Raw genomic sequence first — 21,623 nt, forward strand, 5'->3', positions numbered from 1 at the left:
GCCTTGGGGGTGGAATCGAGGTGCTTTGGCATGGCCGCATGCGCGCGATAACTGTGGCCTAAGACCGTCTGTCGGCAAGGCTCACCACTTAGGGTGTAGGCCTGTAGCACCATGAAAAATGCCCGAGTCTTGCGACCCGGGCATTCGTTCCTCGACTGTGCTGCCGGCGTCAGAAACTCGCCTTGACCGACAACATGAAGTTGCGTGGATCGCCGTAGTAGTTACCGAAGGACTCGGTACCGATGGTGGTGTAGTAGCGTTTGTCGAACAGGTTGTTGCCATTAAGCGCAACCGACCAGGTGTCGTCGATGCGGTAGCCGATGCGGCCGTTCCAGATCGCATAACCCGACTGGGTGATTTTCTCGCCGCTAGAGGGCGAAACCCGGAAGTTATCGCTTTGCGCGTTGACCCCGGCGCCAATGGTGAATCGCTCCAGTGACCCGCCCAGGGCGTAATCGCCCCACACGCGCAACAAATGCCGCGGCACATAACTGTTGAACGCCGCGCCATTGAGGCTGCTGTCGATGTCGTCGAGGGTCTTGGTCTGGGTGTAGGTATAACCGGCCAGCAGTTGCAGGCGTTCGATGACTTCACCGCTGATCTCGGCCTCGAAACCCTGGGCGCGGACCTTGCCGGCGTTGACGTAGCAGTAGCCATCGGAGGACGGGCAGGACGAGTTGAAGTCGGTCTGCGCCTGGTCTTTCTGGATCGTACGGAACAGATTGAAGGAACTGTTCAGTCGACCGTCGAACCAGGCGCCCTTGATCCCCAGCTCGTAGCTCTGGCCCACCAGCGGCTTGAGCGCCGAACCGTCTTCGGAGCGGTAGTTGCCTTGCGGGGTGAAGATTTCCGCATAGCTGGCGTAGGCCGTCAGGTTTTCGTTGAGGTCCAGCAGCACGCCGGCAAATGGCGTTACCTGCCCGGTCTCCGTGGTGCTGGAGTGTTCCGAGGTACCGGTGTTGATGAAGTCGGAATCGGTATCGGAGTTGTACCAGCTCACCCGACTGCCGACGACGAATGTCAGCGGGTCAGCCAGTTTCAAGCGCAGGGTCGAGTACACGCCCTTCTGTTTGGTCACCGAATTGACCGGCCCGCCGCGGGACGAGTTATCGATGAAGTAACTGTCATCCGGCTCGGGGATATGCTTGTCGGGATTGAACACATTCTGGCGCTGCGGCAGAAACGCCACCGAGTAGAAGTCGTCCTTTTTCGAACGGCTGGCGTTGAAGCCCACCACCAGTTCATGGCGTTGACCGAAGGCGTCGAACTTGCCATCCACGTAGGCGTCCAGGCCGTAGTCGACCTGATCGTAGTCATACATGCTGCCCAGCATGCCGGTGGTATTGGTGCCGGGCGTCACGGCACCGGAAGCGAAGGCGTACTTGATGTCCTGGGTGTTTTTTGTGTAAACGCTGGCGACCTTCAAGGCCCAATCGTCGTTGAGCTGGTGAGTCAGGTCGCTGAACACGGTGGTGCGCTGGCTGCGCCAGGTGTTCCACGAAGGATCGAGGCAGGTCGAGCGGCTGAGTTTCAGGTCGCTGCCGTCCCGGTAACGCGGCAGGCCGCCCCAGCAAGGGTTGGCATCCACGTCTTCATAAGCGACGCCCAGGCCGAGGGTGGTGTCGGGGCTCAGGTCAAGGTCGAGCGCGCCGTAATACACCTGGTCCTTGCGACTGGCGTCGTCGACGAAGTAATGCCGGCTCTGCTCGGCCACCACGGCCCGCCCGCGCAAGGTGCCGGATTCGTTCAGCGGGCCACCGGTGTCGACCTGGCCGCGATAGTTGTCCCAGCTGCCACCGGACAGGGTGATGTCGGTGTGCGCCGAGGTCTGGCCGCGCTTGCGCACGAAGTTCACCCCGCCTGCGGTACCGCCCGCGCCTTTCATCATGCCCGCGGCGCCGCGGAGGATTTCCACCCGGTCGTAATACGCCATGTCCTGGCTGAAACTGTCGGCCTGGACATAGAGGTTGCCCATGTCCAGGGGCACACCGTCGTACTGGTACTGGCCCGACATGCGGAAGCCACGGGAATAAAAGTACTTGCCGCCCATGGTCGAGTCGTAGACGGTGATGCCCGGGGTCTTTTCCATGACCTGGTCGATGGTGTTGAGGTTCTGGTCATCGAGCATCTTGCGCGTCATCACCGTGACCGATTGCGGCGTCTCCCTGAGCGAGTGTTCGCCCTTGCCGAGGGTGACTGCACCTGTGGTGTAGGAGCCGCTGTATTCGGTGGTCGCGCCCAGCACTTGGCCATTGATGTTGGTCGCGCCCAGTTCCAGCGCCGAGCCGACAGTCGGAACCGGCCGCAGCACATAAGTCCCATTGGCCTGGGGCTCGGCCTGCAGGCCGCTGCCGCCGAGGATCCGCGCAAAGCCTTCGCTGACGCCAAACGCACCCTTGAGCCCGGGGGATTTCAGCCCGTCGGTTTGGCGCGCATCGAACGACAGCGCAGCCCCCGCTGCGCTGGCGAAATGACTGAGGACTTCGGTCAGGCCGCCGCCGGCAATGTCAAAGGACTTGATTGAGCTGTGCTGTTGCGCCGGCGGCTGTGCCGCCATGGTTATCGTTGACCAGACGCCCGCCGTCGTTGCCGCCAAGAACCCGACCTTTACTGCGGTCGTCAAACGACCCGGTTTGTACACCCGAAACATGCTTGCCCTCCCCCAAAAACAATCGGTAAACGCTCATTGAGGGATGAGCCGAACGTTGCGTATGAAAAGTGCAAAGGCAGACAAACTTTTTTCAACTCAGTGTGAAAGCGCACTGGCAGGCGCCGACACATCGACCCAATATCGGCTGTAGCGGGTGATCCGTAGCGAGAAGCCACTCTCCAGTGCAGCCAGCGCCAGGTCGGTGTCATCAATGGGGAAAGCGCCGGAGACCTTCAGCTGGGCAATGTGCGGATCGCAGCGCAGCACGCCGGTGCGATATCGCGAAAGGTCGGCCAGCAACTCGCTCAAGGGACGATTGATGGCAATGATGCTGCCCTGTTGCCAGGCTCCCACCGACGCATCGTTGCGCCGTACCGCCGCCAATGAGTGGCCATCGAAGTCCAGGGACTGACCGGCTTCCAGACGTACCATGGAGCCTGCGGAACGGACCTCCACGGCCTTCTCGAGTACCGCCACCCCACCGCCCTGCCCATTGGAGCGGACGAGAAAACGCGTGCCGAGCGCGAGCACCTCGGCATGATGGGTGAGCACCTTGAACGGCCGCTGCAGGGGATCGGTCGCGGTCGTCACCTGGATCTCGCCGCGCAACAGTTCGAGCACACGTTGACGACCGTCGAAACGCAGGTTGACCGAGGTGTCGGTGTTGAGCAGCAACGTGCTGCCGTCGGCCAGGCGAAACTCACGGCGCTCACCCACGGCGGTACGAAAATCGGCAAACAGGTTCTGCGAGGTCTCGCTGCGCAAGCCCAGCCAGCCCAGGGAACCGGCGGACGCGAGCACCAATACACTGCGCAACACCTGGCGACGGGATCGATCAGCGCCGCGCAATGCGGGTGACGCCAGGGAACCCGGCACACTCGCCATCTGCTCGCCGACGTCGACCATGCGTTGCCAGGCCTGGCGATGGGCAGGATCACCGGCCAGCCAGTCGTTCCAGGCGGCCAGGTCGGAATCGCTGGCGATACCCGAACGAAGTCGGGCATACCAGCGGGCAGCGGCGCCAATCGCCTGTAACTCGGCGGGCGAAAGGCTCATGCCAGTTGCAACTGAATCTGCATCAGGCAGCAATGCTCCATGGCCTTGGCCATGTAGTTGTTGACCGTGCGGGTGCTGATATTCAAGCGCTCGGCAATCTGCGGGTAGGTCAGGCCGTCGAACTGGGACAGGATGAACGCCTGCTTGACCTTGGTCCCCAATCCTTGCAGCAGGCGGTCGATTTCCACCAGCGCTTGCAGCAGGATCGCCTGTTCCTCCAGCGAAGGCTGCTGCCACTCAGGCATGGCGGCCAAGGCTTCCAGGTAGGACTGTTCCAGCGAGCGACGGCGAAACAGATCGATCAGCAAGCCCTTGGCGATCATCGACAGGTAAGGTCGCGGCTCACGAATCTCCAGCGCATTTCGCGCCTTGATCACCCGCACAAAGGTGTCCTGCGCCAGGTCCGCCGCATCGAACGCATTGCCCAGGCGCTGGCGCAGCCAGCCATTGAGCCAACCGTGGTGCTCGCAATACAGATCATTGACGGCGCTGCGCAGGGATAAATCGTTGGCGGACATGAGGTGGAATAGTTCGCGAGTGATAATGACTCGCATTGTCAGTCGTGCGCAGGGTAATTTGCAATAGCCACAACGGCCAACCCGCCTCGCCGCACTGGAAGGTGGGGCCAGGCAACGGCTACGCTGATATCATTCAAGTACTTACAAGCCAGGTAGAAAACATGAACCGTCAAAAAAAGCTGCAGCAGTTGTTCAAGGCCAAGGCCAAGAAGGCCAGCGCCAAACTGGCACCGAAAAAACCGAAATACATCAGCAAGGCTGACCGATTGAAACTGGCGGCTGAAGCCGGTGACGCCTCGATCAATTCCCCTAGCGAAAATTGATCCAGTTCGGCGCGCTCGAACTCATCGCCACACAGCTCGCGTAACGCTTGCAGGCCTTGACGCTGGCAGGCTCCGGTGGCACCGACACCAGCACGGTCAACACCAGGAAAAACAGGATCAAGAACGGTACGTAATAGGCGAGATGACTTTTTATTTTCATTGTCAGTGCGCTCGTGGCCCTTGAATCGAAACTGCGTGGGCAGTCCCCTTTGTAGAGGCGCCTTCGAGTGAGCGAAGGCGCCCTGTCACGCTGTCAGCGCTCGTCCACCGTGATGAACTCGCGACGTTCTGCCATGAATGCCGGCACGTCGTCCTCATTGGTGAAGAACTGCTCGTACCACTCGCGCAACTGGTAGACCGGGCCATCGGTTTCGGCCAGTACCGGCTTGTCGATGCGGATCTTGTGCTTCCAGATCACCACGTCCTGGTAGAACGAGTCGCGGTTGCCCTGGACATAGGCCCTGGCCACTTCCTGGTTCTGTTCTTCGGTCCAGCCCGGCACCCGCTTGACCATGCAACCAAAGCGCAGGTCGAAGCTGTTCGGTGTCACCGGCACGTGGCTGTTGAGCAGGATGGCGTGGATGCGCACGTCGCCGAACATCGAGCTGATGTGGGTGAAGTGGGTCGCCGGCCCGTAGTAGGCCGACGGCGCGATCAAGTCGCCGCCCAGGCGCTCGGAGTCGCCATGGAAAATCTGATGGCCGATGTGGCCTTCGAAGACGTTGGCGAAATACTTGGTCGGCGTGCCGTGCACCGGCCCGAAGTGCTGGGCGTCCACCAGGTTATCGACCAGCTCCCGTGGGTTGGTCTCGATGTGCATGGTGTCGATGTTCCAGTCGTGCACCCAGTCCGGATCGTCCATCTCGGGCAGGTGCGGAATGACCACGCCCTCCTTCGGCGCGCGGCCTTCGGGGTTGTTCCAGACGAACAGCAGGTTGTTTTCCTCGCAGGTCAACCAGCTGCGGGTCTTGGCCTTGGGCGGGATGCGCTCGCAGTAGGGAATCTCCACGCATTTACCGCCGGTGTCGTACTTCCAGTGGTGGAACGGGCATACCAGCCGGTCATTCTCGATGGTGCCCTGGGACAGGTCGGCGCCCATGTGCGGGCAATAGGCATCGAGGATGCTGATGTTGCCCTGGCTGTCGGCGAAGGCCACCAGGCGGGTGCCAAAGACTTCCAGGGTGTGGGGCTTGCCATCACGGTAATCGCTGGCATTGCCCAGGCAGTGCCAGCCGCGGGCGTAACGGTGGGTACGCTGGGCGTTCTCGATGTTGATTTCAGCGAGTTTGGTCATTGTTGTTGTTCCTCGGTTGCAGACTTGGGCAGGCAATGCCCCCAAGAAATACAGGGTGATCCCATGGCCGACATCATTGGGTAGCCGCGCCGGCAGGTCATCCTTCAGTTGGACTAGATCAAACGCGATCCACTCTCAATGGGCGCCCCAGTCACCAGGGGCGCCGCACTGGACGGTTACTGGCCGAAGCGCCGGGCAGCCTCCGGGCCGAAGTCCCGGGGACTGAAGCCGGTTTTGTTCAGCAGGTAGCCATTGCGCTGTTCGTTGATCAGGTTGAACGCCAGGTAGCTGCCGGCGTTGAGGTCGTAGTACAGGCCGACGCCCGCTTGTGGCCGCTGGCTTTCGTAGGCGTAGAAGTAATTCAGCATCGAGGTCCGCCACAGCTCGCCACGGTTGTCATAGTTGTCGGCGAGCATCGGGAACCAGGTGTCCTCGTCGATATACAACTTGCGCTTGCCATACAGGTGGCGATAACCCGGCTTGAGGGTGCCTTCGAGCTCCCACACCCGATGGCGCTCATAACGCATCGCATCGGGATTGATGTGGCCCGGCGTCAGCAGATCGGCGTACTTGAGGTTGGCCGCGTGCAGGCGGTAGGTGTTGTAGGGGATGAACATCTCGCGCTTGCCGACGATCTTCCAGTCGTAACGCTGCCCGGAACCGTTGAACAGGCGCACCTCGTCGACGGTGATCGAGCCGCCGCTGCCAGGGAACGACATGTCGAAGCCATAGCCGGGCGACTGGCGCACCCGCCGCGTGCCCGGATCGTAACGCCAGGCCTGGCGCGGTTCGGTCTTGTCATTCCAGAACTCGGTGCCGGTATTGATCTCGCCCTTGTCCCGTTGCGGCAGCAGGGTTTCGTTGAGATAGAACGACGAGTTGCCGGTGGTCTCGCCAATCCTGCCCGGCTCCAGCGCCGGTGCCAGGTTGCGCGAATGCACGCGTCCCCAGTTGATGTTGCCATCCTTGAGCACGTAGGCGTTGTCGGAGGTGTATTCCTCGGTCCAGGCACGCAGGGTAAAAGCCGAGGCGTTCTTCAACAGTTCCAGGCCGCTGCGCGGTACCGGAAAGGCTGTGCCGCCGGTTTTGCCCACTACCCCTTCACCCTCATCCACCAGGCGAGCAATGCTGGCGTTCTCGCGGGTGGCTTTGCAAACCGCGTCGTCGAAGCGGAAATCCCGGTGCGAGGGGTAGATCGGCATCTTGTAGGTGCCCGGGAACAGCTTGAACAGGGCTTTCTGGCCGTCGGACAGGTAGTCGTTGTACTGCGCGATGTTCTGCGCGGTAATCACGAACAGCGGTTTTTCGTCCGGGTACGGGTCTACCGGGTGGTTACCAGTGCCCTTGAAATCAACGTGGGGCGGTGCGCCCAGCCATTTGCCGCTGAACGCTGGAATGCTGCCGTCGGCGTTGCCGGCTTTTTCCGCGCCCACGCACGTCAGGTCTGTGCCCAGGCGGGAGGCATCTTCGGGTGCGGCATTCACCGTGCCGATGGCACAGCCCAATATCAACGCCAACGCCCAGCCAGGGGACTGATTACTGCCGGTCATTTTTATTCTCCTTAGGTTCGACAACGGTGGCCCAGTATCGACAGCCCGGTAACCCGGCAGCATCGTCCGCACGGACTAACGCATTTTGGTACGCCCCCTCGTCATAGCCGCGCCGCCGCCGGCTGCGGCGCGCCCAGGGCGACCACACTGTTGAGCATGATCCGCACCAGCTCCGTCTGGCGCCGCACGCCGGTCTTGGAAAAAATCGAGCGCAGGTGCGCACGCGCGGTATTGCGGCGGATATTCAGGAATTCCGAGGCCTCCTCCAGCGACAGGCCGTTGGCCAGTTCCAGGGCCAGCGTGGTTTCCGCCGGGGTCAGGTTGTACAGTTGCGACGTCAGCACCGTGCTCACCAGCGACTTGCTCACGGCATCGCGCACATACACCACGACCGTGGGTTTGCCATTGCCTTCGAGCAGGTCCCCCGAGGGAATCAACTCCACCACCACGCCCAGGCTGACCTGCCCGGATGGACGGGAAATCGAGGTCGCCTCGGCCACCTGCACCCCTCTGCTGGCGCCCTGCCTGGCGCGCTGGAAGGCATTGCGCACCAGCCGCGCCAACTCCCGATTGTCGCTGGGGTAAGTCGCTTCCAGCCGCCCACCGACCACCTTGAGGCCGTCCTGGCTGTCGAGGATTTCCCGGGCCACGGGATTGAGTTGCACCACAGTGCCGTGCTCATCGAGCACGATGGTCGCCACCGCCAGGCGGCTGATCGTCTGTGAATAAAGGCTGCCCAGCGACTCGCTGCGGTCGAGCAGCGAATACATGTGCAAGGCCCGGCGCAGGTGGGGCAACAACATGGCACACATGGCCCGCTCGGCGTCACTGAACCGTGGCTGGGCCCGTGGTCGATTGATTCGGAAACGCACCGTGCCGCCATCCGGCATGCGGATATCGGCTCCGAGCATGTGGTAGCAATCGTAGGGTTGACAGTACAACAGGTAAAACGCCGAGCTGGCCCATTCGCTGTCGCTGATCAGTTCGTCGACGGTGAACACCGTGTCGGTGGGCAAGCCGTCGAACAGGGTGGATTTGGCGTAGTAGGCGTAGTGGTTGATACCGCCCTTGCCCAGTTCGACATCGCCGGCGACCACCATCGGCGACAACAGCGGCTCGTCCTGGACCCGCAGGATCAAAGTGACGAAATTGGCCTTGAACAACGCTCGTACCTCGCGCAACGCGTCGCTCAAGCTGCGGGTATCCATCGCCGAATCGTAGATGTTGCCGATGATCCGTTCGTACTCGGCCAACTCCAGGCCCATGAGCGCCAGGACCTGTGCATTGGGCATACAACTTTGCATAACCATTCCCCAGCAGGGGGCCCGAGTCTCGGGCCCCATGGATTTAATCGAGCGGACGGCGCTGCCCCGCTCGCTTCATGGCAACTCGAACAGGCCGGCGGCGCCCATGCCGCCACCGATGCACATGGCAATCACCACATACCGCACGCCGCGACGTCGCCCTTCGAGCAAGGCATGGCCGACCATGCGCGCGCCGGACATGCCGAACGGGTGACCGATGGCAATCGCCCCGCCATTGACGTTCAGGCGATCTGTCGGGATCTGCAGCGCATCGCGGCAATGCAGCACCTGGCTGGCGAAGGCCTCGTTGATCTCCCACAGGCCGATGTCCTTGACGCCCAGGCCAAAGCGCTTGAGCAGCTTGGGAATGGCGATCACCGGGCCGATGCCCATTTCCTCAGGCGCGCAGCCACCCACGGCAATGCCGCGGTAGATGCCCAGTGGCGTCAGCCCGCGGCGCTTGGCCTCGGCGCGACTCATCAGCAGGCTGGCCGCGGCGCCGTCGGAGAATTGCGAAGCGTTGCCGGCGGTGACGTACTCGCCCTGCTCGATCCAGGCGCCGTCCTTCCACACCGTTTTCAAGCCCGCCAGGTCTTCCAGGCGCGTATTGGGCCGGTTGCACTCGTCTTTCACCACTTGCACGCGTTCATGGCCATTGGGCTGGCCATCGGCGGCGAACAGCAGTTTATCCACGGTCAGGCCGACGATTTCATCGTCGAACAGGCCGTCTCGCTGAGCGGCGGCGGTGCGCAGCTGGCTAAGCAGCGAATATTCATCCTGGGCGGCGCGGCTGATGCCATAACGGCGCGAGACGATCTCGGCCGTCTCGATCATCGGGATATAGGCGCTGGGCATCACCTGCAGTACGGCTTCGGAACGGGCGCGATAGGCGTTCTTGTGTTTGGTCTGGGTCAGCGACAGCGACTCCACACCGCCGCCAATGGCGATGTTCATCTCGCCGGTCATGATGCCCTTGGCGGCCATGCCGATGCTCATCAGGCCCGAAGCGCACATGCGATCCACGGCCATGCCCGGCACGCTGTCCGGCAAACCGCCGGTGTAGGCGCAGAGCCGACCGATGTTGAAACCCTGGGTGCCCTGCTGCACCGACGCGCCCATGATCACATCCTCGACCTCGGCAGGCTCGATGCCGGCGCGCTCGACTACCGCGTGCACCACATGGCCGCCTAGCACCGGGGCCTCAGTATCGTTGAACGATCCGCGAAACGACTTGGCCAACGCGGTACGGGCGGTGGCGACGATGACGACTTCATTCTGGTCCATGGCTAACTCACTCGGAAATGGCATTGAAGGTGTAGCGGCTGATGGTGTCGATCACGCAGCCGGGGCGAGCCTGGCCTTCGACTTCCATGGTCATGCGCACCACCAGTTGCACGGCGTCGCCCAGTTGTTCGGCACGCAGGATCTGGCCGCTGCCGCGCACCCGCGAGTCGACCTTGACCGGCGCCGGGAAACGCACCCGGTCGCTGCCGTAATTCACGCCCATCGCCATGTTTTCAAGGATCAGCAACTGCGGCATGAACAGATTGGCCAGGGACTGGGTCAGGTAGCCGTGAGCAATACAGGAGCCGAACGGGCCGCTGGCGGCGCGCACCGGGTCGACATGAATCCACTGGTGATCGCTGGTGGCTTCGGCGAACAGGTCGATGCGTTGCTGGCTGATGGTCAGCCATTCGGTGTGGCCCAGGTCCAGGCCCTCGGCCGCAAGCAGCGCCTGGGCGCTGTTGAATACGTGACTCATGTGCCCATCCTCACGCTTGTTGTGAACTGACGGACAGCACTTCGCCGACCATGTAGGAGGCATAGTCGCTGGCCAGGAACATCATGACGTTGGCCACCTCCCAGACTTCGGCGGCGCGGCCAAACGCCTCGCGCCCGGCCAGGCTGGCGAGCAACTCTTCGCTGGAGGCTTTCTTGAGAAAATCGTGCAGGGCAATCGATGGCGACACCGCGTTGATGCGCACGCCGAACTCGGCGGCTTCCAGGGCGCTGCAGCGGGTCAGCGCCATCACCCCGGCCTTGGCGGCGGCGTAATGGGCCTGTTCCTTCTGCGCCCGCCAACCGAGCACCGAAGCGTTATTGACGATGGCCCCGGCGCCACGGCGCTGCATGTGCGGCAACATCGCCCGGGTCATGCGGAAGGTGCCGGTCAGAGTCACATCGAGCACCCGCAACCACTCTTCGTCGCTCATTTCCATCACGCGTTTCTGGCCACCCAGGCCGGCGTTGTTGATCAGCACATCAACCCCGCCCAACGCCTCTTCGGCCGCGGCCACCAGGGCCTGGACTTCGTCTTCGACGGTGACATTGCACAGCTGGCCATAAATCGCCTGCAACCCGGTCTCGGCCTTGAGACGCTCCACAGCCTCCTCCAGCCGCCGTGCATGCACATCGGAAATCATCAGCGCCCGACATCCTTCCTCAGCACTGCGCCGTGCCGCCGAATAACCGATACCGGCACCTGCCGCCGCGGTAATCAACACCGACTTGCCGGCCAGCAATTGATGACCGGGAACATAAGGGGGGGCTTGTTTCACAGCGTCTACCTCCGAAGAAATCAATACGCTGCAGTTGTACGGAGGGAGCGATGCGGACGCATCGTCAAAATGGGGTATGAAGATCAAAAGATCGCAGCCTGCGGCAGCTCCAGGTGACCGGGTTCCCCCTGTAGGAGCGAGCTTACTGGCGAAAAACCTGAGAGCAGCGCGGGGTGTCAGGATCCTCGCGTCATCGTTGACCTCCATCGCGAGCAATCGAGCGTCGACCGGCTGCTCCTACAGTGGATCGGGTTCCCTTGTAGGAGCGAGCTTGCTCGCGAAAAACCTGAGAGCAGCGCGGGTTTCAGGATCCTCGCGTCATCGTTGACCTCCATCGCCAGCAATCGAGCGTCGACCGGCTGCTCCTACAGGTGACCGGGTTCCCTTGTAGGAGCGAGCTTGCTCGCGAAAAACCTGAGAGCAGCGCGGGGTGTCAGGATCCTCGCGTCATCGTTGACCTCCATCGCGAGCAATCGAGCGTCGACCGGCTGCCCCTACAGTGAATCGGGTACGGCCGTGGGAGATGGGTCGGCTGTCAGGACGCCATCGCCGGCAGGCCGGCTCCCCCAGTGGTCGGGGTTTCAGCTTCCCCAGACTTTCTGTGGCTTCGGCGCTTCGGCAAGGATGGCGTCCACCGCCGCGCCGATCTCTTCGACTTTCCACAACGCGCCCTTGTCGCAGGTGACGCCCGTGCGCCAGCCGTCGCCCAGGGAGATACGTCCACCCTGGCTTTCGAAGACCTGCCCGCTGACGTGGGCCGAGGCCGAGCTGCCCAACCAGACCACCAACGGCGCGACGTTTTCCGCGGCCCAGGCGTCGAAGCTGCCGTCCTCGGGTTTTTTCACTACGTCGGGCATCGCACCCTCGGTCATCGAAGTGCGGGCGGCCGGTGCCAGCGCGTTGGCGGTGACGCCGTAGCGCGCCAGTTCCGCCGCTTGCACCAGGGTCAGCGAGGCAATGCCACCCTTGGCCGCCGAATAATTGGACTGCCCCACCGAGCCTTGCAACCCGGCGCCGGAGCTGGTGTTGATGATTCGCGCGTCCACCGGCTTGCCGGCCTTGGCCAGGTCGCGCCAGCGCCGACCAAGGATGTTGGCCAGGCAGTAATGACCCTTGAGGTGCACGCGCATGACCATGTCCCAGTCCTCTTCACTGAGGCTGATGAACATGCGGTCACGCAACACGCCGGCGTTATTGATCAGCACATGCACTTCGCCGAACGCCGCCAGTGCCGCATCGACGATGCGCTGCGCCGTGGCCAGGGTGGTTATGTCGTCGTTGTTGGCGATGGCCTGGCCACCGTTGGCGCGAATCTCGCCCGCCACATCCTCCGCGGCCTCGGCGCGAATATCGTTGACCACGACACTGGCCCCTTGCGCGGCGAATGCCAGGGCGTAGGCGCGACCGAGTCCGCCGCCGGCCCCGGTGATGATCACGGTGCGGTCTGCACAGATAGCCATGTTTGACTCCTCAAAATAGTGGGTAGCTGCTCGCCCGAAGTGGCGGCCCCCCCGCATGGAAAATTACAAGCGTTCGATGATGGTCACGTTGGCCTGGCCGCCGCCCTCACACATGGTTTGCAAGCCGTAGCGACCACCACTGCATTCCAGTTCGTTGAGCAGCGTGGTCATCAATCGTGCGCCAGTGGCGCCCAACGGATGGCCCAGGGCAATCGCGCCGCCATTGACGTTGGTTTGCGCCGGGTCGTAGTCGAGCTCCTTGGCCCAGGCCATGACCACCGAGGCGAAGGCTTCGTTGATCTCGACCCGGTCGATGTCAGACATGCTCAGTCCGCTCTTGGCCAGGGCCCGGCGGGTGGCGGCAATCGGTGCGGTGAGGTGCCAGATCGGATCGTCGCCGAGCACCGTCAGGTGATGAATCCGCGCCCGTGGCGTCAGGTCGTAGCGTGTGAGTGCCGCCTCGGACACCACCAGCAATGCTGCCGAAGCGTCGCAGGTCTGGCTGGACACGGCGGCGGTGATCGACGGAAACTGCGGGTCCACCGGTTGCAATTCGGCCATCTTCGCCAGGCTGCTGTGGCGCGGCGTTTCATCCACCGCCAACCCTTGGCAACTGACGATTTCCCGGGCGAACCGGCCGCTGGCGATGGCCGCCAAGGCACGTTCGTGGCTCTGCAGGGCAAAGGCTTCCATCTGCTCGCGGCTGATCTGCCAGTGATCGGCAATCCGTTGCGCGGCATAGAACTGGTTGACCGGCTGCAGGCCAAAACGCGCCCGCCAGCCGACGCTGCCCGAGAACGGGTCGGCAAAGCCCAGGGGCTGGCCGGCGAGCATCGCCGAGGAAATCGGGATCTGGGTCATGGTCTGCACCCCGCCCACCGCGACCACGTCCTGGGTGCCGCTCATCACCGCCTGCGCGGCGAAATGCAGCGCCTGTTGCGACGAACCGCACTGGCGATCCACGGTGGTTCCGGGCACCGTCAGCGGCAGGCCGGCGGCCAGCCAACTGGTACGGGCGATGTCGCCGGCCTGAGAACCGATGGTGTCGACGCAACCGAATATCACGTCGTCGTAGTCCTCCGCGGGGATCACGTTGCGCGCGACCAGGGCCTTGAGCACATGGGCGCCCAGGTCTATCGCGTGGATCTCGCTCAAAGAGCCCTTGCGCCTGCCGGTGGGGCTGCGCAGTGCATCAACAATGTAGGCCTGGGCCATGACTCATTCCTCGAAAGTATGCCCTGGCTCCAGGCCAGTGGCGTCGGCGAACAGGTAGTCGCTGACACGGGTTTTGTGAAAGCCGCGGTCGCCCCAGGACGCATCGAGGGCCCAGGCGCGCTTCATGAACATCTGCAGGTCCACTTCCCAGGTGTACCCCATCGCCCCGTGCACCTGGATGCCCTTGCGCGCGGCGATCCAGCTCGCCTCGTTCGCCGCCAGGCGTGCTTGAGAAACCCGGACACCGGCGTTGACGTCGCCCCGGGCCAGGGCATGGGCGGCGCGATAAAGCACCGGCTTGGCCTGCTCGATATAACGGGCGACATCGGCCAGGTGATGCTTGACCGCCTGGAAACTGCCGATCGGCTTGCCGAACTGTTTGCGCTGGGCCACGTAGTCCACCGACAGGTCGAGCATGCGCTGCGCCAGCCCCAGCAATTGCCCGGCCACCGACAGCGCACCACGGTCCAGCATGCGCTCCAGCAAGGCACGGCCCTGCTCGCCACTGGCAATGCAGGTCTGCGCCGACGGAGTCCAGGTCACTTGGCCCAGGCGGCGTGAGGCATCGATACTCAGGTGGTTGTCCACGTTGACTTCGCAGCGCGGCACCACATGGATCTCGTCGCCGTGGGTGAGGATCAGCACTTCGGCCAGTTGTGCATCGCTGACCAAGGCATTGACCGGATGACTGATCGCCATCCGCAAGCTGCCGTCGGCAATCCGTGGCAGCAGGTCGGCACGCGCCGGATGCACCGCAGGCAGACCGGCGAGCAAGCCGGTGGCGACATAGGCGGTGTCGGCCAATGAGTCGGGAATGGCGTAGTAGCCCAGCTCCTGTGTCATCAATGCCCAGGTCACATCGTCCATGCCCAGGCCGCCTTCGGCCTCGGGCACCGACAAGGCGGTGAGGCCCTGGCCGGCAATCTTGTTGCGCAGGTCCCGGGAGCGCCCGGCATCGGTCTCCCAGATTTCCCGGAGCATCTCCGGCGCGGCTTCGGTCATCAGGAAACGACTGATGGCTTCGCGGAACGCCAACTGGTCATCGTTGAAAGTGAAGTCCATGGCGGTTCCTTATTTCGGCAAACCGAGCATGCGCTCGGCGATGATGTTGCGCTGGATTTCGTTGGTGCCGGCGTAGATCGGCCCGGACTGGGCAAACAGAAAACCTTCCAGCCAGCCCGCCGCATCGCCCGCTGACGCGCCCTTTGTGACCAGCTCGCCACGGGTGCCGAGAATGCGCATGGCGGTCTCGTGCATCTTCAGGTCGAGCTCCGACCAGATGATCTTGTTGATGCTCGACTCGGCGCCGATCTGCTCGCCCCGGCTCAGGCGTCCTACGGTGTAGTAAGCCGACATCGCATAGGCCTCGGCGCACATCCAGGTCTCCAGCACGGCATCGCGCAGACCAGGGTCGCGGTCGGCACTGACGCGATGGGCCTTGTACAGTTCGACCAGCTTGCGTGCCGTGGACTGGAAGCGCGCCGGTGAACGCAGCAGCAAACCACGCTCGAAGCCGGCGGTGGCCATCGCCACGTGCCAGCCCTGCCCCTGGGTACCGATGAGGTTGTTCACGGGGACCCGAACGTCATCGAAAAACACCTCGGCGAAGGCTTCCTTGCCGTTGAGTGCCTTGATCGGGCGAATGCTCACCCCCGGCGTATTGAGCGGCACCATGATGAACGACAGGCCGTGATGACGGGTTGATCCCGGCTCGCTGCGGAACAGGCCGAACAGCCAGTCGGCGAAGTTCGCCCGGCTCGACCAGGTCTTCTGCCCGTTGATCACGTAATGGTCGCCGTCGAGTACCGCCTTGCTGGTGATCGCCGCCATGTCGGAACCGGCGTTGGGCTCCGACCAGCCTTGCGCCCACATGTCCAGGCTTTCGGCCATGCGTGGCAAGAAACGCTGCTTTTGCTCCTGGGTGCCAAACTCCATCAGGGTCGGGCCGAGTAACAGCTGGCCGTTCTGGTTGATGCGCATCGGTGCGCCTGCACCGTAATACTCTTCCTCGAAGATCAGCCACTCGATCAAGTCGCTACCGCGACCGCCCAGTTCGGCCGGCCACATCACCATCGACCAACGGCTCTCGAACAGCTTGGCCTCCCAGGCGCGGTGCTGTTCAAAACCTTCGCGACTGTCGTAACTGGCGAAGGGCTCACTTGGCAGATTGTCCGCCAGCCAGGCCCGTACTTCGGCGCGGAAGGCGTTTTGCTTGGGGGTGTAAGTCAGGTCCATGGCGATCTCTCAGAACTTGGCGTCGCGTTTTTCGACGAAGGCCCGCCGCGTTTCCGCAGAATCCGGGCTGCTGTAGGCCTGCATGGTGAAGCCCTGCTCCCAGCGGTATTTGTCTTCCAGGTTGCCGTCTTCGATGCCGTTCAAGGCTTCCTTGGCGATGCGGATCATCGCCGGGCTCTTCTCGGCGATTTTCGCCGCGATGCCCAGGGCGGTTTCGCGCAACTGGTCCTTGCTGACGACGCGCTCGATAAAGCCGTATTGCAGCGCCTCTGGAGCGCCGATACTGTCGCCGGTGAAGAACAGGTAGCGGACTTTCTGCACCGGGAACAGGCGCTGCAAATGCGCACCGCCGCCCATGGCGCCGCGGTCGACTTCCGGCAGGGCGAAGGTCGCGCAGTCAGAGGCGACGACGATGTCCGCCGCACCGGTGATGCCGATGCCGCCGCCGAGGACGAAACCATGGACCGCGACAATCACCGGCACCGGGTTGCGGTGCACGGCCTTGAAGGTGGCGTAGTTACCGGCGTTGACCTCGACGATCCGCTCCGGGTACTGGTCCAGCTCCTTGATGTCGACACCGGCGCAAAAGCCCCGGCCTTCGGCGCGGATCACGATCACCCGCACTTCGGGGTTGGCCCCAAGGGCGTCGATCTCCCGCGCCAGGGCGTGCCATTGCTGGCTGTCGAGGGCATTGACCGGTGGCTTGGCGATCACGAGTTCAGCGATCCCCTGATTGAGTTGTGTGGTAAATGCCTGGTTCACAGGGGTTCTCCAATACTGGCGGGACGGTTCGATGGGAGGGTCTGGCTGCGGGCCAGGAGCGCGTCCAGGCACTGCTGGGCCTCGCTGGCGATGCCTTCGATGACTTCGCGGCAACTGAGTAACTCGCCGATGGCCGCCGCGACCTGGCCGCTGGGCAGGATGCCCTCGTCCGGGGCGCCGTCGATCATCGAGCGCTGCAACAGCACCGGCTGGTTGGCGGCCATCACCACTTGCGACAGCTGTGACGGGTCTTCACGCAACGCGCGGATGAAGACAGAAGCCATGTGCCCAAGGCTCATACCGGTCTGCTGCTTCCACTGCCAGGCGCTGCCCAGGGCAATGCGCAGGCGACCGAAGGGGCCCGCCTGCTCCAGGTGATTGATGAAGCGGTTTTCGATCATGCGGTGGCGCATGCCATCCACCGCCGTGGTCACGCGCACCCGTTGCGGATCGTTGACCTTCAGGTAGCGTTCCAAGGTCGCGGCCGGGGTCGGCGATTCGCGGGTCATGAGAAACCGCGTGCCCATGGCGATGCCGGCGCCACCGGCGGCCAGCACCGAGGCCAGGCCACGGCCGGTGGCGAATCCGCCGGCAGCGATCACCGGTACCTTCACGGCCGCCAACACCTGGGGCAGCAGGATCGAGCTGGGCACGCCGCCGGTATGGCCGCCGCCCTCGCCGCCCTGGATGGTGATCAGGTCGGCACCCAGCTCCACCGCCTTGAGCGCATGCTTCAAGGCACCGACGGTGGGAATGCACAGCACCTTGGCCGCCTTGAAGCGCGCGATGGTCTGCTTGTCCGGACCGCGCCCGTAACTCACGGCGCGCAGCCGATACTTGATCGCCAGGTCGACGCACTGCGTGGCGTTGTCCTGGAACATATGGAAGTTGAGACCGAAATTGCTGCCACCGGTGGCGTCGATCACCTTGCGGATTTCGCCTTCCAGTTCAGCAGCCGCAATGGTCGCCCCGGCCAGGAAACCGAAGCCCCCGGCCTGGGTCGAGGCGATCACCAGGTTGGCGTCGGCAACCCAGCCCATGGCGGTCTGCACGATCGGATAACGGCAACCGAGGGCCTCGGTCAGCGGCGTTTCGAGCCAGCGGTTCATTGGCTTTTATCCTCGGCCTGCTTGTTGGCCCGGGCCATGCCCTTGGCGTCGAAACCGCCCAGTTTGTCGCCGGACAACAGCTCGTTATGGGCATGGGCAAAGTGGTGCCAGGCGAACACCGCATCCATCGCCGTGCGCTTGCCTTGCAGGTCCTCGACGTGGTTGATCGCCTGCTTGGTCAGGGCCAGGCCCATGCGCGGCTGACGGGCAATGCCGGCAGCCAGGGCATAGGTGGCCTGCTCCAGTTCATCACGAGGCACCAGGCGGTTGACCATGCCCACCTGCCAGGCCCGGTTGGCGCTCATGCGATCACCGGTGAAGAGGAATTCCTTGGCAATGCGCGGGTTCATTTCATAGGGATGGGCGAAATACTCCACGCCCGGAATGCCCATGCGCACCACTGGGTCCTGGAAGAACGCGTCGTCACTGGCGACGATCAGGTCGCAGACCCAGGCCAGCATCAGGCCACCTGCGATACACGCGCCATGGACCATGGCGATGGTCGGCTTGGGCAGTTCGCGCCAGCGTCGGCACATGCCCAGGTACACCTCCTGCTCGCGGGCATACAGCTGCTCGCCACCGGGTTTGTTGGTGTGGTCCCACCACAGGTGTGCGCGCTCGAACGGCTTGTCGATATCGCGCCCCGGCGTGCCGATATCGTGGCCCGCCGAGAAGTGCTTGCCGTTGCCACGCAGGACGATGACCTTGACGCTGTCGTCGTTCACCGCCTGGCGAAAAAAGTCGTCCAGGGCGTAGGTCATCTGCGAGTTTTGCGCGTTGTTGAAGGTCGGCCGGTTCAGCGTCAGCGTGGCAATACCCTCGCCCACGCTGTACAGCACCGGGGTGTCCGTCTCGTAGACGGCGTTGTCCTGGCGGACGATGAATTCACTGTCGCTGCTGTGCATGGTCGCTGTCCTTGCCTCAGGCCGTACGGATGCCGGGCGGGTTGCCCTTGATCGCCGTGGCGCGGTAATCGTGGGGGTCGAGTCGGCGGATCAGCGCCAACTGCTCTTGAGTGGGGTGCGCGGTCTCGCGCAATTGCGCCGACTTGAGCAACGGGAAGCCGGTGTTGTCCTGGACCTGTTCGAAAGTCACGCCGGGGTGCAACGAGCGCACCTGCACCGCACGGTCCGGGCCATCGAAATCGAGGACGCAGAGGTCGCTGACCACGCAACGGATGTCCATCAGGTCGCGACGCGCGCCTTCGGGCCAGCGCTCGGCCTTGAAGCCGACACCGGAGATCATGTCCACTTCGCCGCTGACGAACACCCGGCTGTTATGGCTGGGCACGAAGAACGAGTTGAGGTGGTTGATGCTGTTGCCTGGCAGGCCGCGCACGCCGAGGATCGCCGTCTTGGGCTTTTGATAGTCGCCGACGCAGGACAGGTTGGTCTGGCCCCAGCGGTCGATCTGGGTCGGCCCGATCATTGCGTGACGGCGCCCGCCCCACACGCATTCGAATACTCGTTCGAACGACATGTAACCCGAATAACGCGCAACGTAGTCGCCACGCGGGCCCAGCGGGATCGGTTCTTCGACCAGGAACGCCTCGCTGTCGGTCATCAACAGTTCCGGGCTGTGGGTCAGTTTGGCCAGGCTGGCGCCCAGGCGCGGAATCACGCCCAGGCCCGAGGCAATCACCTCGCCATTGCCACGCCAGGCCTCGGAGGCGGCGACGATCATCAGTTCAGCGAGGGTGAAATCACAGGTTGCAGACATGGTCGATAATCCTCAGAACACGGGAAGGGGCAAGGCGCCCATGGAGTCGGCACCGCCGTTCTGTGCCTGATAGGCCTGCTCGCCACCGGCGATCCAGGTCTGCACATAGTCCTGCCAGCCGTTTTCCGCCTGGCTGCTGGCGACATAGCCCTTCAGGTGCTTCATGTCCCAGCCGTAGTCAGGGGCGCAGAGCGTCGGATGCGCACCCAGAGGTGCATGCACCACGCCGCTGACCAGATAGCGCTCGAAGGTGTTGAAACGGGCCTGCTCGGCGTTCAGCGCAAGGCGGTCTTCCAGGCGTTCGCACGAGACAAAGCACTGCTGGGCGGCGCGGGCGAACAGGTGATCGAAATACGGGTCCGGCCCGGTCACAAGGCAGTTACCCAGGCGGTCGGCGACATTGACGTGCAGGAACGCCACATCGAGGTTGAGCGCCGGCATCGCCAGCAGCACCTCGCCATCGGCGTAGGGCGACTGGATGGTCTTGAGTGCCGGGTTCAGGCGCGTCACGTCGGTGGCCAGGCCGCAACGGGTGGGCAGGAACGGCAAACGCATGCCGGCGGCGCGCAGGCCCCACTGGAACATGCCTTCGTCGAGCTCCATCAACTCCAGCTCGCCGGCTTCGCGGGCCTTGCGGTAGTAGGGTTCCAGCGGAATGGCATCGAGGGTGGCGAAGCCGAACACCAGTTTTTTGACCTTGCCGGCGGCGCACAGCATGCCCACTTCCGGACCGCCGTAGGCGACCACGGTCAGGTCCTTCACCGGTGAGCGCAGGATCTCGCGCACAATCGCCATCGGCTTGCGCCGCGGGCCCCAGCCGCCGAAACCGATGGTCATGCCATCGCGCAATTGAGCGACCGCATCGGCCGCTGTCAGTTGTTTGTTCATCATGACAATTCCTTAGTGTTGGCCGACCGAAAAGTCGTGCCCCCAAATGCTCACGCGGGTGAACTCGAAAGCCGAATGCTCGGCCCAGTCGACTAGCAACCCGCCAAAGCCGTACTCCAGATCGAAGCCGGACGGCGTCTTCATGTAGAAACTGGTCATGCGGTCGTTGAGGTGCTGGCCGAGGGTGGCCGACAGGTTCACCGCATGGGCGTGCAGTCGATCGTGGGCGCGGCCGACTTCGGTCATCGAATCGACCTCGACCATCACGTGCACGCAACCGGACGGCACCGGGTACTCGGCCAGTGCCAGGCTGTGGTGGCGAGCGTTCTGGCAATGCAGGAAGTGAATGCGGATCGGTGCTACCGAAGGGTCGGGACGGAAGTTGAAAATGTCCGACAACTCGAAGCCCAGCACATCCTTGGCGAACGCCAGGGTGGCGTCGAAGTTCGGCGCCGGCAGCACGGTGTGGCCCAGGCCCATGTCGCCGGTGATGAAACGCGGCACGCCCTGGGGCGACACGAACGGCAGGCAGTCGGAGCGATGGCCCCAGCTCAGCTCATGGCAGTTGCCCGACGGGTCGGTCACCTTGACCAGCGCCTGGACGCCGCGCTGCTCGATCTCGGTGGCGGAGCCTGGCTGCCATTCGATGCCGGCAGCGCTCAGGTGCTCGAGGGCGACCGTGAAGGCTGTCTCGTTGGCCAACTCCCAGCCAGAGGCCAGGTAACGCGCCTCGCTGCCTTCGACGATCAGCATGCGAAACGGACGCTCGTCCATTTTCACGTACAAGCCACCGCCCGGCGCCGGGTTCACTTGCATGCCGAGCACGTCTTCGGCGTAACGCTGCCAATGACTGAGGTTTTCGATCTGCGAGACGAAATAGCTCAAACCGCGAATGTCGATCATGCCTGGGTCCTCGTTGGCTGAATGACTTTTGTGGGGAGCATTGTGCGAAGCACTGGCCGAGGCTTCATCGTCCGTTGAG

General features: G+C 63.3%; 21 protein-coding genes and 1 pseudogene. 1 reads left to right on the forward strand and 21 read right to left on the reverse strand.

What is annotated here, in order from left to right:
• Positions 1-169: 169 nt before the first annotated feature.
• The 3 genes from DKB71_RS22625 to DKB71_RS22635 form a co-directional block, all read right to left on the reverse strand.
• Positions 170-2,650 carry a TonB-dependent siderophore receptor gene (locus tag DKB71_RS22625; RefSeq protein WP_408597552.1) on the reverse strand — a complete coding sequence of 827 codons (2,481 nt, stop codon included), beginning with the start codon at positions 2,648-2,650 and terminating at the stop codon, positions 170-172.
• Positions 2,651-2,746: 96 nt separating this feature from the next.
• A complete protein-coding gene (locus DKB71_RS22630) occupies positions 2,747-3,706 on the reverse strand; it encodes a FecR domain-containing protein (RefSeq protein ID WP_408597554.1) in 960 nt (319 codons plus the stop codon).
• Positions 3,703-4,224 (reverse strand): sigma-70 family RNA polymerase sigma factor, encoded by a 522-nt coding sequence (locus tag DKB71_RS22635; protein WP_046817094.1) that lies wholly within the window; start codon positions 4,222-4,224, stop codon positions 3,703-3,705. Before DKB71_RS22635 ends, DKB71_RS22630 begins: the two co-directional genes overlap by 4 nt.
• A gap of 161 nt (positions 4,225-4,385) precedes the next feature.
• Here DKB71_RS22635 and DKB71_RS22640 point away from each other — a divergent pair, with 161 nt between their 5' ends.
• Positions 4,386-4,547 carry a DUF2986 domain-containing protein gene (locus DKB71_RS22640; protein ID WP_274074703.1) on the forward strand — a complete coding sequence of 54 codons (162 nt, stop codon included), beginning with the start codon at positions 4,386-4,388 and terminating at the stop codon, positions 4,545-4,547.
• Here the strand turns inward: DKB71_RS22640 and DKB71_RS22645 are convergent.
• The 18 genes and pseudogenes from DKB71_RS22645 to DKB71_RS22730 form a co-directional block, all read right to left on the reverse strand.
• A complete protein-coding gene (locus DKB71_RS22645) occupies positions 4,534-4,707 on the reverse strand; it encodes a hypothetical protein (RefSeq protein ID WP_274074702.1) in 174 nt (57 codons plus the stop codon). The genes DKB71_RS22640 and DKB71_RS22645 overlap by 14 nt on opposite strands.
• Before the next feature lie 93 nt (positions 4,708-4,800).
• Positions 4,801-5,841 carry a Rieske 2Fe-2S domain-containing protein gene (locus DKB71_RS22650; RefSeq protein WP_408597556.1) on the reverse strand — a complete coding sequence of 347 codons (1,041 nt, stop codon included), beginning with the start codon at positions 5,839-5,841 and terminating at the stop codon, positions 4,801-4,803.
• Positions 5,842-6,017: 176 nt separating this feature from the next.
• Positions 6,018-7,391, reverse strand: coding sequence for a DUF1329 domain-containing protein (locus tag DKB71_RS22655; RefSeq protein WP_274074700.1), 1,374 nt, complete (start codon positions 7,389-7,391; stop codon positions 6,018-6,020).
• Positions 7,392-7,492: 101 nt separating this feature from the next.
• Entirely contained in the window at positions 7,493-8,695 is a 1,203-nt protein-coding gene (locus DKB71_RS22660; protein ID WP_274074699.1) for a helix-turn-helix transcriptional regulator, read from the reverse strand.
• A gap of 75 nt (positions 8,696-8,770) precedes the next feature.
• Entirely contained in the window at positions 8,771-9,979 is a 1,209-nt protein-coding gene (locus tag DKB71_RS22665; protein ID WP_323607349.1) for an acetyl-CoA C-acyltransferase, read from the reverse strand.
• Positions 9,980-9,986: 7 nt separating this feature from the next.
• Positions 9,987-10,457, reverse strand: a complete 471-nt coding sequence (locus DKB71_RS22670; protein WP_274074697.1) for a MaoC family dehydratase — start codon at positions 10,455-10,457, stop codon at positions 9,987-9,989.
• Positions 10,458-10,467: 10 nt separating this feature from the next.
• Positions 10,468-11,253, reverse strand: coding sequence for an SDR family oxidoreductase (locus DKB71_RS22675; protein WP_323627872.1), 786 nt, complete (start codon positions 11,251-11,253; stop codon positions 10,468-10,470).
• 386 nt (positions 11,254-11,639) lie between these two features.
• Positions 11,640-11,717 (reverse strand): annotated as a pseudogene (locus DKB71_RS22680) (outer membrane lipoprotein carrier protein LolA); the annotation flags it as partial.
• 117 nt (positions 11,718-11,834) lie between these two features.
• Complete coding sequence (locus DKB71_RS22685; protein WP_408597559.1) at positions 11,835-12,713, reverse strand: SDR family oxidoreductase; 879 nt, start codon at positions 12,711-12,713, stop codon at positions 11,835-11,837.
• Between the two features lie 63 nt (positions 12,714-12,776).
• Positions 12,777-13,928: an acetyl-CoA C-acetyltransferase gene (locus DKB71_RS22690; protein ID WP_408597561.1), complete on the reverse strand. Its 1,152-nt coding sequence runs from the start codon at positions 13,926-13,928 to the stop codon at positions 12,777-12,779.
• A 3-nt stretch (positions 13,929-13,931) separates the two neighbouring features.
• Positions 13,932-14,990, reverse strand: a complete 1,059-nt coding sequence (locus DKB71_RS22695; RefSeq protein WP_274074694.1) for an acyl-CoA dehydrogenase family protein — start codon at positions 14,988-14,990, stop codon at positions 13,932-13,934.
• 9 nt (positions 14,991-14,999) lie between these two features.
• The gene (locus DKB71_RS22700) at positions 15,000-16,163 is read right to left on the reverse strand and encodes an acyl-CoA dehydrogenase family protein (RefSeq protein ID WP_274074693.1); all 1,164 of its coding nucleotides are present in this window, start codon (positions 16,161-16,163) and stop codon (positions 15,000-15,002) included.
• A gap of 9 nt (positions 16,164-16,172) precedes the next feature.
• On the reverse strand, positions 16,173-16,925 hold the full coding sequence (locus DKB71_RS22705) for an enoyl-CoA hydratase family protein (protein ID WP_274074692.1): 753 nt from the start codon (positions 16,923-16,925) through the stop codon (positions 16,173-16,175).
• A complete protein-coding gene (locus DKB71_RS22710) occupies positions 16,922-18,034 on the reverse strand; it encodes a nitronate monooxygenase (protein WP_323607348.1) in 1,113 nt (370 codons plus the stop codon). Before DKB71_RS22710 ends, DKB71_RS22705 begins: the two co-directional genes overlap by 4 nt.
• Positions 18,031-18,939, reverse strand: a complete 909-nt coding sequence (locus DKB71_RS22715; protein ID WP_274074690.1) for an enoyl-CoA hydratase — start codon at positions 18,937-18,939, stop codon at positions 18,031-18,033. The genes DKB71_RS22710 and DKB71_RS22715 overlap by 4 nt, the downstream gene beginning before the upstream one ends.
• A gap of 16 nt (positions 18,940-18,955) precedes the next feature.
• Positions 18,956-19,753, reverse strand: coding sequence for a CoA-transferase subunit beta (locus DKB71_RS22720; protein WP_274074689.1), 798 nt, complete (start codon positions 19,751-19,753; stop codon positions 18,956-18,958).
• Positions 19,754-19,765: 12 nt separating this feature from the next.
• A complete protein-coding gene (locus DKB71_RS22725; protein WP_274074798.1) occupies positions 19,766-20,641 on the reverse strand; it encodes a CoA transferase subunit A in 876 nt (291 codons plus the stop codon).
• A 12-nt stretch (positions 20,642-20,653) separates the two neighbouring features.
• Positions 20,654-21,544 carry a VOC family protein gene (locus DKB71_RS22730; protein WP_408597565.1) on the reverse strand — a complete coding sequence of 297 codons (891 nt, stop codon included), beginning with the start codon at positions 21,542-21,544 and terminating at the stop codon, positions 20,654-20,656.
• Between the last annotated feature and the right edge of the window lie 79 nt (positions 21,545-21,623).

The organism is Pseudomonas sp. PLMAX, assembly GCF_046042685.1.
GTDB classification, from domain to species: Bacteria; Pseudomonadota; Gammaproteobacteria; order Pseudomonadales; family Pseudomonadaceae; genus Aquipseudomonas; species Aquipseudomonas putida_AE.

Coding starts and splice junctions, on each gene's coding strand:
- DKB71_RS22625 (WP_408597552.1), bottom strand. CDS start 2,650: ATGTTTCGGGTGTACAAACCGGGTCGTTTGACGACCGCAGTAAAGGTC.
- DKB71_RS22630 (WP_408597554.1), bottom strand. CDS start 3,706: ATGAGCCTTTCGCCCGCCGAGTTACAGGCGATTGGCGCCGCTGCCCGC.
- DKB71_RS22635 (WP_046817094.1), bottom strand. CDS start 4,224: ATGTCCGCCAACGATTTATCCCTGCGCAGCGCCGTCAATGATCTGTAT.
- DKB71_RS22640 (WP_274074703.1), top strand. CDS start 4,386: ATGAACCGTCAAAAAAAGCTGCAGCAGTTGTTCAAGGCCAAGGCCAAG.
- DKB71_RS22645 (WP_274074702.1), bottom strand. CDS start 4,707: ATGAAAATAAAAAGTCATCTCGCCTATTACGTACCGTTCTTGATCCTG.
- DKB71_RS22650 (WP_408597556.1), bottom strand. CDS start 5,841: ATGACCAAACTCGCTGAAATCAACATCGAGAACGCCCAGCGTACCCAC.
- DKB71_RS22655 (WP_274074700.1), bottom strand. CDS start 7,391: ATGACCGGCAGTAATCAGTCCCCTGGCTGGGCGTTGGCGTTGATATTG.
- DKB71_RS22660 (WP_274074699.1), bottom strand. CDS start 8,695: ATGCAAAGTTGTATGCCCAATGCACAGGTCCTGGCGCTCATGGGCCTG.
- DKB71_RS22665 (WP_323607349.1), bottom strand. CDS start 9,979: ATGGACCAGAATGAAGTCGTCATCGTCGCCACCGCCCGTACCGCGTTG.
- DKB71_RS22670 (WP_274074697.1), bottom strand. CDS start 10,457: ATGAGTCACGTATTCAACAGCGCCCAGGCGCTGCTTGCGGCCGAGGGC.
- DKB71_RS22685 (WP_408597559.1), bottom strand. CDS start 12,713: ATGGCTATCTGTGCAGACCGCACCGTGATCATCACCGGGGCCGGCGGC.
- DKB71_RS22690 (WP_408597561.1), bottom strand. CDS start 13,928: ATGGCCCAGGCCTACATTGTTGATGCACTGCGCAGCCCCACCGGCAGG.
- DKB71_RS22695 (WP_274074694.1), bottom strand. CDS start 14,990: ATGGACTTCACTTTCAACGATGACCAGTTGGCGTTCCGCGAAGCCATC.
- DKB71_RS22700 (WP_274074693.1), bottom strand. CDS start 16,163: ATGGACCTGACTTACACCCCCAAGCAAAACGCCTTCCGCGCCGAAGTA.
- DKB71_RS22710 (WP_323607348.1), bottom strand. CDS start 18,034: ATGAACCGCTGGCTCGAAACGCCGCTGACCGAGGCCCTCGGTTGCCGT.
- DKB71_RS22715 (WP_274074690.1), bottom strand. CDS start 18,939: ATGCACAGCAGCGACAGTGAATTCATCGTCCGCCAGGACAACGCCGTC.
- DKB71_RS22720 (WP_274074689.1), bottom strand. CDS start 19,753: ATGTCTGCAACCTGTGATTTCACCCTCGCTGAACTGATGATCGTCGCC.
- DKB71_RS22725 (WP_274074798.1), bottom strand. CDS start 20,641: ATGAACAAACAACTGACAGCGGCCGATGCGGTCGCTCAATTGCGCGAT.
- DKB71_RS22730 (WP_408597565.1), bottom strand. CDS start 21,544: ATGATCGACATTCGCGGTTTGAGCTATTTCGTCTCGCAGATCGAAAAC.